Source organism: Symbiobacterium sp. (assembly GCF_040797425.1).
Taxonomy (GTDB): domain Bacteria; phylum Bacillota; class Sulfobacillia; order Symbiobacteriales; family Symbiobacteriaceae; genus Symbiobacterium.
The window spans coordinates 1-17980 of sequence record NZ_JBFNEH010000058.1 but is presented as its reverse complement, the minus strand read 5'-3'; the positions used below and the strand labels follow the sequence as shown (position 1 = coordinate 17980).

The following is a 17980-nucleotide window of genomic DNA, read 5'->3' as shown; positions in this document are numbered from 1 at the left end:
ACAGGGCTCGAGCAGGCCGCTGTCTGTCGGGAGTGTCCAGAAAAAGGCGTCCCCCCTGTTGGCAGGATGCTTTTTCTTGACAGTCGCCGGGCTCATCCGGCCCTTGCCCGTCGTCAACAGACCACGAGCCAGTCATCCGGGTCTCGGCGGTGACCTCTGACAGGGCTCGAGCAGGCCGCTGTCTGTCGGGAGTGTCCAGAAAAAGGCGTCCCCCTTCTTGGCAGGATGCTTTTTGTTGACAGTCGCCGGGCTCACCCGGCCCTTGCTCGTCATCACCACTCTGCCCGAGGGCTTCCCGGATCCCTCTGGCCGGGTCCTGTCCACCCCGCATGGCCAGTCACCGGCCTCATAGACTGGCGGGGGAGGTGAGAACAGCGTGACCCGTTTCACCTGCTCGATGCGCAGGGTCACCCACGGCGACGTGATCGTGACGCGACCGGCGCTCACGAGGCAGGACGAGAGGGGCCGGGAGATGCTGCCCGGGCGGGCTCATCAGGGGTGGGAGGTCCACACGGTGCCGCGGGCCGCAGCAATCGGGCCGGCGGGAGAAACTGACCCGGGGCTTGTGGACGAGCCGGCACCCGTCTCCGGCGACCCCCTGTCAACGCTGTGGCGGGAAGACCAGCGGTCCCCAGTGGCGTCCGAGGCTGCCGGAGTTAAGCCTCGGCTGACACTACGGCGGGAGAGCGGGCGTGGCGGAACGGTACCCGAGGCCGTCGGGGCGGAGGAGCTTCGGCCGCTGCCGGAAGCTGCCGGGATGACGGGGACCTGGCCCGCGCCGGATTGGTACACACCTGTTCCTCCCGGGTACGCCCTGGAGTTCGGCACCTGGCGCATGGTCCCAGATCGGTGACCACGCTGTCGTTCAGGGACCGTGCTCCGGAGTGGAAGTTGACGCCACGGACGGATTAGTAACGATTTGAGCCACGCCGGGGTCGGGGCGTGGCTCAAATCGTTGCCGCTGCGGCGGGGTGCAGGGCGGTGTCCGTGACTGAAGACGGCCGTAGGTGGGGTCGGAGGGGGTCTTGCGCCGTCTCAGCCCAGGTGGAGAGGTCCTGGAGAAGCTCTTCCACGACCCTGAGCACCTTCGTTGAAACACGAAGGGTAACGAGATGAGCCACGCCGGGGTCGGGGCGTGGCTCAAATCGTTACCGCTGCGGCGGGGTGCAGGGCAGTGTCCGTGACTGAAGACGGCCGTGGGTGGGGTCGGAGGGGGTCTTGCGCCGTCTTAGCCCGGGTGGCGAGATCATGGAGAAGCTCTTCCACGATCCTGAGCACCTTCGTTGAAACACGAAGGGTAACGAAATGAGCCACGCCGGGGTTGGAGCGTGGCTCAACTCGTTACTGTTGCGGTGGGGAGCAAAGGTCTGGCGGAGGGCCCTGTGGTCACCGGCCCGACCTACGTAGATAGATAGCGGACAGACCCGCCCGGGCAAGAACGGCACCTGTGAGACCGGCGGTTCGCAGGCCAGCAGGCTTGAGAACCAGGCAGGTTTTCGTAAATAAAAGGAGAATTCCGAAGTATATCACACCCATCTCCGCGCGACCCGGACCGGGAGGCGTTCACGCATGGAGAGGCCACTCTGCGTACTCGTGGTGGAGAGCGCAGACCCCCTGCGCGCCCTCTTGGTGGAGAGCGCCACTGCGCGCGGCTGCCGCACCGTGGCGGTGGGCAGCGGCGCCGAGGCGATGGAGGTGGCGGGCCAGGCCGACGTGGCCATCGTCGGTACCGGGGTGCCCGACACGGGGCGACTGGCACTGGTGGAGCGACTGCGGCTGCGCAATCCCGCCTGTCGGCTGGTCGTGCTGGTAGAGCCGGCGGCCGTGCAGGAGGTGGTGCAGGCGGTGCGTCTGGGGGCGGAGGAGGTGGTGCCTTCCCCGGCGGCGGACCCGGACGCGCTGGAGCGCGCCCTCGAGCGGGTGCTGGGCGGCTCCCACCGGCACCAGCGGTCCACCGTGGCGGCGCTGGCGGAGGAAGTGGGGCTGGTGCTGGGCATCAACCCGACCATGTGGCGTCTCGCCCAGTTCGCCCACCGGGTGGCCGCCACCGCCGCCAACGTGCTGATCCAGGGCGAGACCGGGACTGGCAAGGAGGTCTTCGCCCGCTTCATCCACCGGGCCAGTGACCGGGCCAAACAGCCGTTCATCGCCGTCAACTGCGGCGCACTGCCCGAGAGCCTGCTGGAGAGCGAGCTCTTCGGCCACCAGCGCGGCGCCTTCACCGGGGCCGACACGACCCGGCGAGGGATTTTCGAGATTGCCGACCGCGGCACGCTCTTCCTCGACGAGATCGGCGAGGCGAGCCCGCAGGTCCAGGTGAAGCTGCTCAGGCTGCTGGAGACCGGCCGGTTCCGACGGGTGGGCGGCGAACAGGAGCTGCGTGCCGACGTGCGCATCATCGCCGCCACCAACGTCCCCTTGGAGGAGGCTGTGCGCGCAGGCCGGTTCCGGGCCGACCTCTTCTACCGTCTCGACGTGATCTCCATCCACCTGCCGAGCCTGCGTGAGCGGCCCGAGGATATCCCCGTCCTGGCGGATCATTTCCTGCGCCGCCTGGTGGGGCCCGGGAGGGCGGAGCTCTCTCCGGAGGCGCTGGCTGCACTCTGCGCCTACCACTGGCCCGGCAACGTGCGCGAGCTGAGCAACGCCCTCACCCGGGCGGTGACCATCGCCGGCGGGGGTGTCATCGGCCCCGAGCACCTGCCCGCCCGCATCCGGGCCCCGGCGGGAACCGCCTCCGCCGGCGACCGGCCGGCACCCGCCGACGTGGTGAGCCGCATCGCCCGGGCCGAGGAACTTCCCGCGCCCGAGGTGCTCCTGGACGCGTGGGCCCAGGGCTACCTGCGCACTGTAAGCATCCAGGACGGGTTGGACCTGAAGGAGTGGATGAACCGCTGGGAGGAGGCGCTGGACCACGTGGCCCGCAAGCTGATCCGGCGCGTGCTGGACTCGGTGGGCGGCGACCGGGAGGAGGCCGCACGGCGACTGGGCATCACCGTGCGGCACCTGCGCTACATCCTGAACGAAAAGCGGGCGCAGGCGCGCTGAGCAGGCGGGATTGCGGAGGACGCGCTTGATCGAAACGCACGGGCGGGCGTGCCGAACACGCAGGGAAGCCGCAACAGCACGGGGCTGCCTGATGAGGCAGCACTTGGGGTGCGCACGGGCCACAGGCATGCCGCACTCAAGGAGGACGGGCCCGGAAGGGGAGTCCAAGCGCGGTCGAAACAGCCAGGAGACGGAAACGCCGGGGGTGCGCGGCAACGGCGTGCCGTGCACCCCCCGGCGTGGTCAAGCTCAGGCCATCAGCGTCGGCACGATCTCCACCCAGAGCAGCACGCCCACGGTGATGCTGGCGAGGCCGGCCACGGCTCGCACGCCGGCATGCACCCACCTGTACCGGGAGGCCGCGACCACGGCCGGTGCAGCCACCAGCAGTGTGGTGGCGAACATCCCGAGGCAGGTGCCGAGGCCGAAGAGCAGCAGGTAGATCACCCCCGAAATCAGATTGGGGGCGGCTGCGAGGGAGAGCACGGCAGCGGCGCCGCTGCCGGCCAGGCCGTGGACCATGCCGATGGCAAAGGTGACCAGCCCGCGGCGGTTCCGCCCAGGTAGGGGATGATCGTGGGGGCGGGAACCGTGCAGGTGGGCGTGCACGTGGCCGTCGTGCTCGTGCACTTCAAACCGGAGGTCCGTCCGGACGAGGCGCCAGAGCGCCTGCACGCCCAGCACCACCAGCAGGACGCCTACGCCCAGGTCCACGACGCTCTCCATGGTCTCGGGCAGTTCGAGCCGGAACAGGAGCACGGGCAGGCCCACCAGGGCGATGGGGAGCATGTGGCCGAGGCCCCAGATCAGGCCCAGGCGGGCGGCTGGCCAGCTCTGGCGCTCCTCGGCCACCAGCGTGGAGACCGCGGCCAGGTGGTCGGGGTCCAGAGCGTGCCGCACACCGAGCACCAGAGCGGTGGTCAGGAGCGTCACCAGCGACACCATAGGAATACCTCCTCAAGCGGGGATGCATGGACGTAGCGCCAGTGCGGGATGGGTCTGGGATCCGCGTCCGCGCCATCGCTCCAGGAGGGCCTGAGATGCAGCGGCGCGCGGCGGAGACGCCCGGTTCAAGTTCGGAAGGGATCCAGCGGCCGGGACGGTCAGAGCCGCCGATGCCGGCCACGGACGGCTCAGTCTGCGGAGCCGGACCCGGCCGGCAACGGGTGGGCCAGTTCGTGGAGGTGGATCCCGCCGGCCACGGACCGCTCAGTTCGCGAAGCCGGACCCGGCCGGCAACGGACCAGCCGGTCCGAGAAGGCCGCCCGGTCAGCGCCCGGATGAACCGGCCGGGCGGCAGGCACTCATCACCCCGACAGCACGGCTTCATACGCAGGCTCAAACTGCGGGTCGAGCGCGGCTGCCCTCCGCAGGGCGGCGAGGGCGGCCTCGCCGGCCCGCCGGGCCTGCTCGGGCTTGTCCGCCTCAGCCAGCCAGCGGGCGTACTCCCGGGCGCAGACCCCCAGGTTGTAGTGGGCCAGCGCGTCCAGAGGCGAGATCACCGTCGCCGCCCGCAGGCAGATCAGCGCCTCCCGGAACTGGCCCTGTGCGGCCAGTTCCACGCCCCGCTGGGTCAGGTAGGCGGTTACGTCGGGCTGCCAGGCCCCGAGAAAGGCGGCGTAGAAGGGAACGTGACTGCCGGAGGGGGCGTGGGCCAGCACGTAGACCATCGCCTCCGCCACCGCCGCCCAGTCCACCCCCTCGTCGCTTACCGCATCCTCGGCCTCGTGGGCGAAGAGGGGGATCTGCACGTGGGGCGGCAGGCGGAAGGCGCCGACGCCCAGCTCCACGCCCGGCACCGGACGGGCGAAGGTGATCCGCTCCCGCCAGTGGGCGTCCAGGAGCGGGAGCCACGGGTCGGCCATGGCGCACCTCCTCTAGTCCAGGTTCAGCGGCACGAAGACCGGGCCGGCCGGCGGCCACCGGTGGTAAATCAGCTCCGCCAGGGCCGCCCCCCTGCGGGTGAGGGGGGCGAGCCCGGCTGCCAGGTCCGGTGCCGCCTTCGTGTGCGCGGCCCACGCGAACAGCGCCTTGAGGGCGAGGATCCGCTCCTCCAGGGCGGCGGTGCCGGCGCCGTCCCGGGCGCAGGCGTAGAGGTAGAACTCCAGCACCTCGGCGGAGAGCTGCTCCGGCGCCAGTTCCGAGGCGTCCAGGAAGGCGCCGAACTCTTCCAGCAAGGGCCGCGCCGCCTCGGGCCGGATGATCTCGGCGCAGCCCTCCAGTGAGGTCAGGAACGCAGCACGCAGCGCTGCAAACCGGTCCGCCAGGGGGGTAGCCATGGCGCTCCCCCTACGGGCTGAGCCGGAACCGGCTGATGGTGCGGTCCCGGTCCACCACGTGCACGGTGCAGACGAGGCACGGATCGAACGAACGGAGTGCGTGGAAGACCTCCACGGGGTTCTCCAGGTCGTCCGCCGGGCAGTCCATGCAGGCGGACGCAATGGCGCCGTACTGATCCGCGCCGTCCTGGGGCCCCACATTCCAGGTGGTCGGAGCGATGATCTGGTAGTTGACCACCTTGTTGTCCTTGTAGACCACCCAGTGGCACAGCGCCCCGCGGTGGGCTTCGTGCCAGCCCCAGTACTCCCCGTCGGCCACCTTGCGCGGCGTGGGCACGTAGAACGGGCCGCGCGGATCCACCTGCCGCAGCCAGTCGGCGATGACGGGGGTGGAGATGATCAGTTCGTGAATCCGGGCGAACTGCCGGAGGAACACCGAGGGGCCCAGCTTCCGCTCCATGTCGCGGATCAGCTTGTCGCCCCGGGTGAGCATCCGTGCCAGCGCTCCGACCTCCGCCGGCTTGCCGTCGAACCGCGGCGCCTTGGCCCAGGAGTGCTTGACCCCCGGTTCCACGTTCTGCACCGGCACGGTGGTTCCCTTCCAGGGGTGGGCGGCCCCGGTGCCTTCGAAGTAGGAGTGGGTGATGTCCTCGGTCACCCGCCCCTGGAACGCCTTCAGGTTGCTCCCCGGCGGCTCGTAGGTGCCGTCGTACTTCCAGGCGCCGTGGTAGAGGCCGCCCGGGTTCCAGTAGGTGCCCGACGGGTACTCGTAGCAGGGCCAGGAGAGGAAGCGGTCGAGGCCGCGGCCGATCTTGTCGAGCCCGTGGTGGAGGGCGAACTTCACGAAGAGCCCGAGGTCGCCGTCCTCATGCTCCCCCTCGCCCATCCACTTCTGGAAGGCCTCCCACGAGTCGATCTCCAGGTACCGCTCCACCGAACCCCGGAGCACGATGTTTTCGGTGAAGTGCTCGGTGACGTCCCGCCAGATGCCGAGGCTCTTCGTGATGTCCTGCAGGCCCGGGCTGGTGGTGACGCCGCCCGGCACGATGGCGGCGGGGTGCGGCTGCTGACCGGCGAAGATGGCCGTGACCTCCACCGCTTTCTTCGACCACGCCACCGACGCCCGGTAGGACGAGCCGTGCAGCGGCGCCAGGCGGGCGAGGATCTCAGGGTAGTACGGCGAGTCGGCGTAGCGCGGGTTGCACAGGTCGGGGGCGAACAGCAGCCAGTGGTGGCGCATGCCGCTCATGTAGCTCTCCGTCGCGGCGATGATGTTGCGCACCAGGAGGGCCTGCGGCGGCAGGTCGGTCCCCTGGAGGCCATTGCCGCTGGCGGAGTCCACCGCCTTCACCGCACACATGATGTGGCTGATGCCGCAGATGCCGCAGGCGCGCGGGGTCACCGTGATCGGGAGCCAGGGATCCTTGTCCTTGAGGATGATCTCCCAGCCCCTGAACATCACCGCCTCGGTGTGCAGGTCGCGGATGACGCCGTCCTCAACGACCATGCGGAACTCAAGGTCGCCCTCCACCCGGTTGAGGGGGCCCAGCACGACGGTCCTGGCAGTCACCTTGTCGCCTCCTCCTTTCCGGTCTCGCTAGCTCCGGCGGGTGCCCAGGGCCGGGCTCGTCGCCTTCGCCCGCTCCGTCAGGTGGCTGGGCGCCGCAAGTCCGCCGAAGAACTTCTGCAACAGATAAGGCAGTACCTTGTATCCCTCGGTCATGGGGGTGAGGAAGGGCTGCGAGTAGAAGGGCTTCTGCTCGCTGTAGACCGCATCCGGCCAGCCGATGGTGGTGCAGCCGAGGCAGGGGCTGCCGACGCGGGTCTTGCTGGACTGTCGGTTCCAGAGCCGCAGGTTGCAGTCGGACTGCGTCCGGGGTCCGTGGCAGCCCTTGCGGAGGAAGAGACAGCCCTTCTGGGTGAACTCCCGGGTGGCGATGCGGTGGTCGTAGTACTCGTTGTTGGGACAGCCGGTGTGCGTGGTGACGCCGTAGAACATCAGGGGCCGGTTGTACTGGTCCAGCTGGATCTGGTCAGCCCGCCCCTCGGCCAGGGCCATCAAGGTGTGGAGCATCCAGTCGGGGTGGGCCGGGCAGCCGGGCAGGTTGATGACCGGCAGGCCCGCCCGCGAGCGGTAGTGCTGCCCCAGGAGCCCGCCGGGCTTCGTGTTCTGGTAGGTGAGCCCCATGGCCCCGGTGGGGTTAGGGCGCATGGCCGGGATGCCGCCGTGGGTGGCGCAGTCGCCCACCGCCACGGTGTAGCCCGCCACGGCCGCCAGCTTCTGGATGACTTCCTTCATCGGTCGGCCGGCGAAGGTGTTGAACCGCCCTGTGCCGTCGGGGCCGTCGGGCACCGCCCCCTCCACGATGAGCACGTCCAGCGGGACGCGGCCGGAGCTGAGGTCGTCCACCAGCCGGACCAGTTCCGGCCCCCACACCGGAGACAGCGACGGGTGGAACAACAGGTTGATCCCGTACTCGTCGATGAACTGGCACAGGTCCGGCTCCTCGGCGTTCAGGAGCGACATGGTGTTGCCGCTGCAGGCCTGTGCCTGGATCCAGAAGACGTTGATGCTCACACTCCCCGAACCTCCCCCTGTGGCATCGCTGCCCGGGTCTATTGCATGCTCCGTGCCAACCCTCCCTCGGGTGTGAGACCGATCCCGGCTCCCCAGCGCAGGCCCGAGCTGACCGTCCGTCATCCCTCCTACAAAGGCGCCACTTGCGGCCGCACCCGCGCCTAAAACTCGGCCGCCTCCGTCTTGCGGAGGCGGCCTTCAGTTCCGCCAGGATGTGGCGCACCAGTGCAGGCACCGCCGCCCGCACCGCCGGGGTGAGTTCCATGCCGAAGGTGGTGATGTCGGCCGCCTCCACGCAGTAGACCGTGATCTCGGCCCGGCCCCCCTCGACCTCCCGGTAGATGCGGATCACCTCGTCCAGCCCCATGGCGTGGGAGAGCTTCACGTGCACCGGCGCCGTGCCGAGTTCGCTCCCGGGGATGCGGAAGAGCGTGCCGGGCGGGTGGCCGCTGCGCACCGCGTCGATGAAGATCACCCGCTCCGCTCCGTCCATGGCGAGCAGCAGGTCGAGGCCGCCCGTGCCGCCGTCCACCAGCTCCACGCCGGGCGGCAGGGCCTCCCGGCGCAGGGCGTCCAGCACATGGTAGCCCAGCCCCTCGTCCGACCAGAGCGGGTTGCCGAGTCCGATCACCCGCACGACGCCCATGCTCCCGCCTCCTTGCCTCTGCGGGCCAGCCGCATGTCTCCGGCCGGCGCCGGCCTGTCTCCCCGCTCCATGCAAGGGGTGTGCCAGGCGCTGCCGGCCGGGCCGGGGCCTGCCGCGGCGCCAGCGAGGGGTGCCCCGGCGGCCCGGGCTGGTCCTGGCCGGCGGGCATCCCCTGTGGCCAAAGTTTTGGCAGCCTCGGGGGGACTCTCAGCCACAAAATCGGCCCGGGCCGATCGGGTGGCTACCCCGGCACCGCCGCGCCCCATGGGCGCTTTGGCACACCTCTTGCAAGCAGGGCATCGCCGGAGGGATGTCCATGGGGAGGACCCTGGTCTGGCTTCAGGGGCAGTCGTGCGGCGGCAACACGATCTCGCTGCTCAACGCCCGCAGCCCGGACTTCGTCGGCTTCCTGGAGTCTGAGGGCATCGAGGTGGTCTACCACCCGACCCTCTCCACCGTCTGGGGGGAGGAACTGGAGGCGCTGCTCTCCGGACTGGCGGCCGGCCGGCCCCCGCTGGATCTCTTCCTCTTTGAGGGGGCCGTGCCGCTGGGTCCCAGGGGCACCGGCCGCTACAGCACCCTGGGCCGCCGGCCCGTGCTGGAGGTGGTGCGGGAACTGGCGCACGCGGCCCGCTACGTGGTGGCGGTGGGCAACTGCGCGGTGCACGGAGGCATCCCGGCCATCGCTCCGAACCCGACGGACGCCCGGGGCCTGCAGTGGACGGGGGAGGCGCCCGGCGGGGTGCTGCCGCCCGACTTCCGCAGCCGGGGCGGGCTGCCGGTGGTGAACCTCACGGGCTGCCCGGCGCCGCCCCACCTGATCCTGTGGGCCCTGGCGCTTCTGAACCGCGACCTTCTCACCCCGGCCGACCTGGACCGGCACGGGCGTATCACCTGCTTCTACGGGCCCGAGGGCGGCTGCGCCCAGGAACCGGAGAGCGAGCACAAGCACTGCCTGCACTGCGCCCGCATGGGCTGGCAGCCCTCGGGAAAGCCCCACTGGGAGGAGGTGAGGCCGCCATGGCGCCCCGTACGGTTCGTCTGGGTCCCCTGAACCGTGTGGAGGGCGACCTGGAGTTCCATCTGGTCGTCGATCGGGGGCGGGTCCGCCGGCTGGATGCCAGCGCCGTGATGTTTCGCGGGTGGGAGATCATCCTGCGGGGCAAGGACCCCTGGCTGCCCATCTCGGTAACGCCCCGGGCCTGCGGGATCTGCGGCATCGCCCACGTGATGTGCGCCGTCCGCACGGTGGAGGCGGCCACCGGCGTGGCGGTGCCGGAGCAGGCCCTGTTGCTGCGGAACATCATCGCCGCCACCGAGGGGATGATGAGCGGCATCCGGCACCACTGGCTGCTCTTCGGGCCCGACCTCATCAACGAACGCTACCGGGGCTGGGCGGAGTACCCCGAGCTGGTCCGCCGCATGCAGCCGCTGACAGGCAGCTCGTACCGGGCGGCGGTGCGCTGGTCCCGCCGGTGCGTGGAGATCACCGCCCGCTTCGCCGGCCGCCAGCCCCATCCCACGGCCGTGATCCCCGGCGGCATCCTGCTGCCGCCCTCGCTGGAGGAGATCACCTGGTCGCTGGCCACCCTGCGGGACGTGCGAGAGCAGTTCATCGAAGGGGTGGTGCTGCGGGGCAGCCTCGACGAGTACCTGGCCCTCGAGCGGGCGGACGACCTGTTCGCCTGGCTGGAGGAGGGGGAGCACCGGCAGGGGGACCTCGCCCTCTTCGTGCGCCAGGCGCAGGCCTTCGGGCTGGCGCAGCTGGGCAGGGGCGCGGGCGTGTTCATGAGCTACCCGGCCTTCGAGTACCCCGCGGGGCGGTTCCTCTACCCCGGCGGCCTCTACCGGAGCGTCTGGCTGTACGGGCGGGAGGGCGGCCACGTCCCGGTGGGCGACCCCTACGAGTTCCAGCTCAGGGTCGCAGAGGATGTGAGTTGCTCCCGCTACCGCGGCAACTGGATGCGCCATCCCTGGGAGGAGGAGACGGTCCCCCTGGAGGAGCCCGAGCGCTCCAAGTACTCGTGGGCCAAGGCCCCCCGGTTCGACGGCCGGCCGGTGGAGGTGGGGCCCCTGGCCCGCCTGCTCTGCCAGGGCGACCCGCTCATCCGCGACCTGGAGGCCGCCCTGGGCCCGTCGCTCTTCCTCCGGCAGTTCGCCCGCATCCACGAGGTGATCCGGAAGACGGCCCACGTGGAGCGCTGGCTCCGGGACCTGGACCCCCACGCACCCTTCAGCGCGGACGTGCCCCGTGCCGTGCCCGACGGCCGCTTCTGGGGCTGGCACGAGGCGCACCGCGGCGCCCTCTGCCACTGGGTGGTGTACCGGGACGGCAAGGTGGCCAACTACCAGATCGTCTCGCCCACCACCTGGAACGCCGGCCCCCGGGACGGGCGGGGGCAGCCCGGTCCACTGGAGGCGGCGGTGCTGGACTGCCCCGCCGACGACCTGAAGAACCCTGTGGAAATTCTGCATACCCTGCGTTCCTTCGACCCCTGCCTGGTCTGCACCGTCCACGTGCTGGACGGCGACCGGGCGCTATCCCGGTTCCGGGTGGGACCGCCCGGAGCACTGGAGGCGTGAACGTGATGCTGGCACATGCAGCGGACTTCCTGGCCCGGGAAGACGGCGCCCCCCACGAGGCGGCCCTGGCGCACTTCGCCGCCTGGCTGGCGGCACGGGGGCTGGACGAGGCCCACGTGGGCCAGCCGCAGCTGGACGAATACCTCTATCACCTTGCCCTGGAGGGGGCGAACTCCGCCCGGCTTGACCAGGCGGTGGCCGCCCTGAAGGGCTACTTCGCCTTCCGGGCCTCCCGGGAGGGCGCACCGGACCCGGCGGATGGGCTCTGCTACTTCGGCGAGACCGGCGAGGCGCGGGAGCGGTACATCAAGGCCGAGTGGGCGCTTTCCGACGCCTTCTACGGCATTGCGCCCGACCTGGGGCGGCGGGGGCGCGGCGGCGATGCATGAACTCTCCATTGCGACGGCCCTCGCCCGGGCGGCGATCGACACCGCCCAGGCGCACGGGGCGACCCGGGTGCTGGCCCTGCGCCTCAAGGTGGGCGCCTTCACCGACCTGGATCCCGAGGCCCTGCGCTTCGGCTGGGAGGTGATCGCCGGGGAGGAACGGCTGCTGGCCGGGGCGGAGCTGCACATCGAGCGGGTGCCGGCGCAGGTGTGCTGCGCAGCCTGCGGATATGAGGGTCCTGCCCGGCCGCCGGGGGTCTGCTGCGCCGCCTGCGGCTCGGACTGTACCCGGCTGCTGGCGGGGGAGGAGTTGGATCTGGCGGAGGTGGAGCTGGATGTCCCTGAAGGTGGAGGTGGAGCAGAAGGTCCTGTCGGCCAATGACCGGCTGGCCGCGGCTCTCCGGGAGCGGTGGCAGGAGCGGGGGGTCTTCTGCCTCAACCTCATCAGCTCGCCGGGGTCGGGAAAGACGACCCTGCTGGAGCGCACCATGGAGCGGCTGGCGGGACGGGTGCGGGCGGCGGTGCTGGTGGGGGACCTGCAGACCGAGAACGACGCCCGGCGCCTGTCGCAGTACGGCTTTCCGGTGAGGCAGATCGTCACTGGCGGCACCTGCCACCTGGAGGCCCGGATGATCGAGCAGCACCTGCCGGCGGTGGACCGGCCCGACCTGGAGCTGCTGATCATCGAGAACGTGGGCAACCTGGTCTGTCCCTCCAGCTACGACCTGGGCGAGGATGCCAAGGTGGTGCTGCTCAGCACCGTGGAGGGCGACGACAAGCCGCTCAAGTACCCCGGCATCTTCCGCCGCGCCCGGGCGGCGGTCTTCACCAAGGTGGACCTGCTGGGGCTCACCGACTTCGACATCGAGCGGGCCGAGGAACATGCCCGCACGATCAACCCGGAGATTCTCACCTTCCGGCTCTCCAACCGCACCGGCGAGGGGCTGGACCGCTGGGTGGCGTGGCTGGAGGGCGAGATCGCCCGGAAGCGGGCCGCACGCTGAAGGGGGGAGTGTGCCATGTGCCTGGCCGTGCCGGCGCAGGTGGTGGAGCTGCACGACGACCGGATGGCGACGGTGAGCCTGGCGGGGGTGACCCGCCGGGTCTCATTGGACCTGGTGGACGACGTCCGCGTGGGCGACTGGGTGGCGGTGCACGTGGGGTTCGCCCTGCACCGCATCGACGAGGAGGAGGCCCGGGCGACCCTGGCCCTGTTCGAGTCGATCGCCGAGGCGCTGGCGGAGCTGGGCGTCGGGCAGGGGGAGGATGGAGCCGCGGCGGAAGCGGCGGCTGTGGCGGCGGCAGGCAACGGGGTGGGGCCAGGACCAGGCGCGATGGCTGAAGTGGCAGAGCGGCCGCAGGCAGACCCCGAGACCCAACCGGCGCAGGAGGGAAACCGCGATGCAGTACCTCGATGAGTTCCGCCGGAGCGACTACGCCGGGGCCCTGGCGGCGGCGATCAGGGAGGAGGCGGATCAGCTCGGTCGTCCGGTCCGGCTGATGGAGCTCTGCGGCGGTCACACCCACGCCATCTACAAGTACGCCGTGGACGAGTTCCTCCCCGAGAACATCAAGCTGATCCACGGGCCGGGATGTCCCGTCTGCGTGACGCCCAGGGGCCGCGTGGCCCACGCCATCGCCCTGGCGAAGCAGCCCGGGGTGATCTTCACCAGCTTTGGCGACATGCTGCGGGTGCCCGGTGACAGGGGGTCGCTCTTGCAGGCGCGGGCGCAGGGGGCCGACGTGCGCATGGTCTACTCGCCGCTGGATGCCCTGGCGCTGGCCCGCAAGAACCCCGACCGGAAGGTGGTCTTCTTCGCCATCGGCTTCGAGACCACGGCCCCGACCCACGCGATGGCGGTGCTGCGCGCCCGCCGGGAGGGCATCCGCAACTTCTTCCTCCTCACCAGCCTGGTTCTCATGCCGCCGGCCGTCGAGGCCATCCTCAACAGCCCCGACCTGGCCCTCGACGGCTTCATCGGCCCCGGCCACGCCTGCACCATCTCGGGCACGATTCCCTACGAGTTCGTGGCCCGGCGGTACGGGCGGCCGGTGGTGGTCTCCGGCTTCGAGCCGCTGGACCTGCTCCAGAGCGTGCTGATGGTGCTCCGGCAGCTGAACCGGGGCGAACCCAAAGTGGAAATCCAGTACCGGCGGCTGGTGCGCCCGGAGGGGAACCCCAAGGCGTGGGCGGCCGTGGAGCAGGTCTTCGAACCCCGCACGGTGGAGTGGCGGGGGCTGGGGGTGCTGCCGCAGAGCGGCCTCCGGCTGCGGCCCGAGTACCAGGAGATGGACGCCGAGGTGGCCTTCCCCGAGGTGGCGCCCCGGCAGCTGGACGACCCCCGGACGTGCGAGTGCGGCTCCATCCTGCGGGGGGCCAAGGCGCCCTGGGAGTGCCGCATCTTCGGCACGGCCTGCACGCCGGAGAATCCCATCGGCGCCTGCATGGTCTCGCCCGAGGGGGCGTGCGCTGCCTTCTACAAGTACGGCCACCGGCTGAAGGAAAGGGCGGGGGTGTAGATGACGGGCAGGCTGCAGCCGCTGCGGGAGCGCCACGTGCTCCTGGGCCATGGCAGCGGCGGCAAGATGAGCGCGGAACTGGTGCAGTCGGTCTTCCTGCCGGCGTTTGAAAACCCGATCCTGGCCGCGCTGAACGACCAGGCGGCGGTCTCGGTGGGCGGCGCCCGGCTCGCCCTCACCACCGACTCGTTCGTGGTTTCGCCCCGCTTCTTCCCCGGCGGCGACATCGGCCGCCTGGCGGTCAACGGAACCGTGAACGACCTGGCAGTGGGCGGGGCGCAGCCGCTCTTCCTCTCGGCGGCCTTCATCGTGGAGGAGGGCCTGCCGGTGGAGGAACTGCGCCGGGTGGCCGAGTCGATGGCGGCGGCCGCACACGAGGCCGGGGTGCAGATCGTCACCGGCGACACGAAGGTGGTGGAGCGGGGGGCGGCCGACGGCCTCTTCATCACCACCGCCGGGGTGGGGCTGATCCCGCCGGGGCGGGATCTCGGGCCCCACCGCATCCGCCCCGGCGACGTGATCTTGGTGAACGGCCCCATCGGCGACCACGGCGTGGCGATCCTCACCCTGCGCCACGAGTTCGACTTCGGCCTCTCCCTCGCCAGCGACACGGCGGCCTTGAACGGGCTGACGGAGGCGATCCTGTCGGCCGGAGGCGGCGGCGTGCGCGCCATGCGCGACCCCACCCGCGGCGGGGTGGCGGCCAGCCTGAACGAGTGGGCGCAGGCGGCCGGGGTCCAGATCCTGCTGGACGAGGCGCAGGTGCCGGTGCGGGACGAGGTCCGGGCGGTCTGCGAGCTGCTGGGCATCGAGCCCTACAACGTGGCCAACGAGGGGAAGCTGCTGGTCGCGGTGGCGGCCGAGGTGGCCAGCGCCGTGCTGGCCGCTATGCGGGCGCACCCGCTGGGCCGCGAGGCGGCGGTGGTGGCCGAGGTGCAGGAGGGGGAGGCCGGGATGGTCTTCGTCCGCACCCAGGTGGGCGGTACCCGTCCGCTGGAGTACCCGTCCGGCGAGCAACTGCCCCGCATCTGCTGAGGGAAGTGGCGAAGCCTTGCCTGAACGTGGCCGTGAGGAGTGCTCAGACCATGCCTCAACGACGCCGTACGGAGTGCTGAGGGAATGCGAGAGCGCTGGCGCATTACGCTGCGGGGAACGGTGCAGGGCGTCGGTTTCCGCCCCTTCGTCTACCAGCTGGCCACCCGGCTGGGGGTGGACGGCTGGGTGCGCAATGAGACCGGCGGCGTGACGGTGGAGGCCGAGGGCGAAGGAGAGAGGCTGTCGCGCCTTTTGGCCGGGCTGGTGGCAGAGGCCCCTCCCCTCGCCCGGGTGGCGGACGTGGCGGTGGAGCGGCTGGAGCCGGTGGGCCTCACCGGCTTCGCCATTCTCTCCAGCCAGGGCGGGACGGAGGTCCGGGCCCTGGTGCCGCCCGACGCCGCGCTCTGCTCCGCCTGCCGGGCCGAGCTGTTCGACCCCATCGATCGGCGGCATGGCTACCCCTTCATCAACTGCACCCACTGCGGCCCCCGCTTCACCATCACGGCGGCCCTGCCCTACGACCGGCCGCAGACCAGCATGGCCGCCTTCCCCCTGTGCTCCGACTGCGCCCGGGAGTACCACGACCCCCGGGACCGGCGCTTCCACGCCCAGCCCGTGGCCTGTCCGGCCTGCGGACCGAAGGCCTGGTACCTGCGCTCCGGTGAGGAGCCCCGTACCGACTGGCGGGAGGCCGCCGCGCTCGATCTGGCAAGGGGGCTGGTGGTGGCGGTGCGTGGGCTGGGCGGCTTCCACCTGGCCTGCGACGCTCTGAATCCTGCCGCGGTGGCGCGCCTCCGGCAGCGCAAGCGCCGCCCCCACAAGCCGCTGGCGGTGATGGCCCGGGACCTGGAGGCGGTGCGCCGGTACTGTGTGGTCACGCCGGAGGAGGAGGCCCTGCTCACGAGCCCTGCGGCGCCGATCGTGCTGCTCCGGGTGAGGGAGGGCACAGGGCCGCTTCTGCCCGACACGCTGGCCCCCGGCTCCCGCACCCTCGGCGTCATGCTGCCCTACACCCCGCTGCACGTGGAGCTCTTCCGGGCGGCGGAGACCGACCTGCTGGTGATGACCTCCGGCAACCGTTCCGGCCTGCCGCTCGCCCGCGACAACGCCCAGGCCCTGGCGGACCTGGGCGACGTGGCCGATGGCTTCCTCCTGCACGACCGGGAAATTGTGAACCGGTGCGACGACTCGGTGGTGCGGGTGATGGCAGGCGGCCCGGTCTTCTTCCGCCGCTCCCGGGGGTACGTGCCCCTGCCTGTTCCGGTGCCGGTGCCGGGCGGGAACCTGCGGCATCCCGTGGTGTTGGGCGCGGGCGGCGAGATGAAGAACACCTTCTGCCTGCTGGCCGGAGGGCAGGCGTTCCTCAGCCAGCACATCGGCGAGCTGGACACCCGGGAGGGACAGGCCTTCTACCGGGAGGCCCTGGAGCGGCTCTGCCGCTTCCTCAACCTCACGCCCGACGTGATCGCCTACGACCCCCACCCCGGCTACCAGGTCTCCCGCATCGCCCGCGGCCTGCCCGGGCGGCATGTGCCCGTGCAGCACCACCACGCCCACCTGGCGGCCGTGCTGGCCGAACACGGGGTGGTGGAGGACGCGGTGGGCATCGTCCTGGACGGCACCGGCTACGGCTCGGACGAGGGGGAGGGCGGACGGCTCTGGGGCGGCGAGGTGCTGCGCGGAGACCTGCGCTCCTGCCGGCGGCTCGCCCACCTGGGCTACATCCCGCTGCCCGGCGGCGAGGCGGCCATCCGGGAGCCCTGGCGCACCGGGGCGGCGCTGCTTCACCTGGCCTTCGGGGAGGCGGAGGCGCTGGCACTGGCGGAGCGGCTTTTCCCGGGGCGGCCGGTGCGGACGGTGCTCGCCCTGATCCAGCGGGGGCTCAACACGCCGCTGGCCTGCGGCGCCGGCCGCTGGCTGGACGGCGCAGCGGCCCTGCTGGGGATGTGCGCGGTCTCCACCTACGAGGGCCACGCCGCCATCGCCCTCTCGGACGCGGCGGAGGGGGTGGCGGCCGGACCGTACCCGTGGCGCGTGGCGGATGGGGTGATCGACCTGCTGCCGGCCGTGCAGGCCCTGGTGGCCGACCGGCTGGCCGGCGTGCCGCCGGCTGTGGCCGGGGCCCGGTTCCAGGCTGCCCTGGCGGACGCGGTGGCCGAGGCGGCGCTCGTGGCAGGAGGTCGCGCCGTTGGCCGGGGCTGTGCCGGCGGGGCCCCGGTCACGAGGGTGGCCCTGGGCGGCGGGGCGTTCCAGAACCCGTCGCTGCTGGAGCGGGTGCGGGCACGGCTCGAGGCCGCCGGATGCGAGGTGCTCATCCCGCGCCAGGCGCCGCCGGGCGACGGGGGCCTGAGCCTGGGGCAGGCGGTGGTGGCGTTATGGAACACGCGGTGCGGGGCGACAAACCGCGCGGAGTGCTGATGGTGAAGAAACAGAAAGGGGATGTCCCCGTTCGCGCGGCAGTCCTGCCCTCGACGACAAGGGGCTGCTCCCAGGCGTGGAGCAGCCCGGCTTTGTGCGCCCGGCATGGGCGCTGACTTGGCGGTGAGAGTCCGCTGCGGGCGAGGCAGCACGAGCCCGCTAGCCAAAGGCAAGGGTGTCCGTCGCGAGGCGGAATCTGGAGGAAGCCGGAGGCAAAGCCACGACCCGAGGAACACGAACCTCATACGAGGCTGTGCCGCCTGGGTGAGCTGGCGAACCACAGCAAAACCCGAGGCTGCCAAAGGGCGGTGCAGTAGATGGGGCGGGTGCGGGGCGAAGGTCAGCGTCCTTACCCGGGGAGGTCTGCCGGGAACGCCAGCAACGCTGGTAACCCGGGCCGAGAGGCCCGGCTGAACCGGCAGAAGTCAGCAAAGCAGTCCTGTAATGATGTAGGACGGCGTTGAGAAAAGTAAAGGCCTCCTGATAC

At 71.2% G+C, this 17980-nt stretch carries 15 protein-coding genes and 1 pseudogene; 10 read left to right on the top strand and 6 right to left on the bottom strand.

Features of this window, described 5'->3' with window-relative positions; all coding sequences use genetic code 11:
* Positions 1–1569 precede the first annotated feature (1569 nt).
* The gene (locus AB2385_RS14725; protein ID WP_367655767.1) at positions 1570–3048 is read left to right on the top strand and encodes a sigma 54-interacting transcriptional regulator; all 1479 of its coding nucleotides are present in this window, start codon (positions 1570–1572) and stop codon (positions 3046–3048) included.
* A 249-nt stretch (positions 3049–3297) separates the two neighbouring features.
* Here the strand turns inward: AB2385_RS14725 and AB2385_RS14720 are convergent, their stop codons facing one another.
* The 6 genes and pseudogenes from AB2385_RS14720 to AB2385_RS14695 all read right to left on the bottom strand — a co-directional run.
* Complete coding sequence (locus AB2385_RS14720) at positions 3298–3993, bottom strand: sulfite exporter TauE/SafE family protein (protein WP_367655765.1); 696 nt, start codon at positions 3991–3993, stop codon at positions 3298–3300.
* A gap of 362 nt (positions 3994–4355) precedes the next feature.
* Positions 4356–4913 (bottom strand): hypothetical protein, encoded by a 558-nt coding sequence (locus AB2385_RS14715; protein ID WP_367655764.1) that lies wholly within the window; start codon positions 4911–4913, stop codon positions 4356–4358.
* A gap of 12 nt (positions 4914–4925) precedes the next feature.
* Positions 4926–5327, bottom strand: a complete 402-nt coding sequence (locus tag AB2385_RS14710; RefSeq protein ID WP_367655763.1) for a hypothetical protein — start codon at positions 5325–5327, stop codon at positions 4926–4928.
* A 10-nt stretch (positions 5328–5337) separates the two neighbouring features.
* A complete protein-coding gene (locus AB2385_RS14705; RefSeq protein WP_367655762.1) occupies positions 5338–6897 on the bottom strand; it encodes a nickel-dependent hydrogenase large subunit in 1560 nt (519 codons plus the stop codon).
* A 27-nt stretch (positions 6898–6924) separates the two neighbouring features.
* Positions 6925–7905 carry a hydrogenase gene (locus AB2385_RS14700; protein ID WP_367655761.1) on the bottom strand — a complete coding sequence of 327 codons (981 nt, stop codon included), beginning with the start codon at positions 7903–7905 and terminating at the stop codon, positions 6925–6927.
* Between the two features lie 211 nt (positions 7906–8116).
* Positions 8117–8551, bottom strand: a pseudogene (locus AB2385_RS14695) (hydrogenase maturation protease); the annotation flags it as partial.
* A 316-nt stretch (positions 8552–8867) separates the two neighbouring features.
* Between AB2385_RS14695 and AB2385_RS14690 the strand changes: the two are divergent.
* The 9 genes from AB2385_RS14690 (at position 8868) to hypF (ending at position 17493) form a co-directional block, all read left to right on the top strand.
* On the top strand, positions 8868–9605 hold the full coding sequence (locus AB2385_RS14690; RefSeq protein ID WP_367655760.1) for a hypothetical protein: 738 nt from the start codon (positions 8868–8870) through the stop codon (positions 9603–9605).
* Positions 9572–11134, top strand: a complete 1563-nt coding sequence (locus AB2385_RS14685; protein ID WP_367655759.1) for a nickel-dependent hydrogenase large subunit — start codon at positions 9572–9574, stop codon at positions 11132–11134. The genes AB2385_RS14690 and AB2385_RS14685 overlap by 34 nt, the downstream gene beginning before the upstream one ends.
* A 2-nt stretch (positions 11135–11136) precedes the next feature.
* The gene (locus AB2385_RS14680) at positions 11137–11523 is read left to right on the top strand and encodes a hypothetical protein (RefSeq protein ID WP_367655758.1); all 387 of its coding nucleotides are present in this window, start codon (positions 11137–11139) and stop codon (positions 11521–11523) included.
* Complete coding sequence (locus AB2385_RS14675; RefSeq protein WP_367655757.1) at positions 11516–11902, top strand: hydrogenase maturation nickel metallochaperone HypA; 387 nt, start codon at positions 11516–11518, stop codon at positions 11900–11902. The genes AB2385_RS14680 and AB2385_RS14675 overlap by 8 nt, the downstream gene beginning before the upstream one ends.
* A complete protein-coding gene (gene hypB / locus AB2385_RS14670) occupies positions 11856–12524 on the top strand; it encodes a hydrogenase nickel incorporation protein HypB (RefSeq protein ID WP_367655755.1) in 669 nt (222 codons plus the stop codon). The genes AB2385_RS14675 and hypB overlap by 47 nt, the downstream gene beginning before the upstream one ends.
* Positions 12525–12539: 15 nt before the next feature.
* A complete protein-coding gene (locus tag AB2385_RS14665) occupies positions 12540–12938 on the top strand; it encodes a HypC/HybG/HupF family hydrogenase formation chaperone (RefSeq protein WP_367655754.1) in 399 nt (132 codons plus the stop codon).
* On the top strand, positions 12922–14040 hold the full coding sequence (gene hypD, locus AB2385_RS14660) for a hydrogenase formation protein HypD (protein ID WP_367655753.1): 1119 nt from the start codon (positions 12922–12924) through the stop codon (positions 14038–14040). Before AB2385_RS14665 ends, hypD begins: the two co-directional genes overlap by 17 nt.
* Positions 14041–15075: a hydrogenase expression/formation protein HypE gene (hypE, locus tag AB2385_RS14655; protein ID WP_367655752.1), complete on the top strand. Its 1035-nt coding sequence runs from the start codon at positions 14041–14043 to the stop codon at positions 15073–15075.
* A gap of 84 nt (positions 15076–15159) precedes the next feature.
* Positions 15160–17493, top strand: coding sequence for a carbamoyltransferase HypF (gene hypF / locus AB2385_RS14650; protein ID WP_367655751.1), 2334 nt, complete (start codon positions 15160–15162; stop codon positions 17491–17493).
* The last annotated feature ends 487 nt before the right edge of the window (positions 17494–17980 follow it).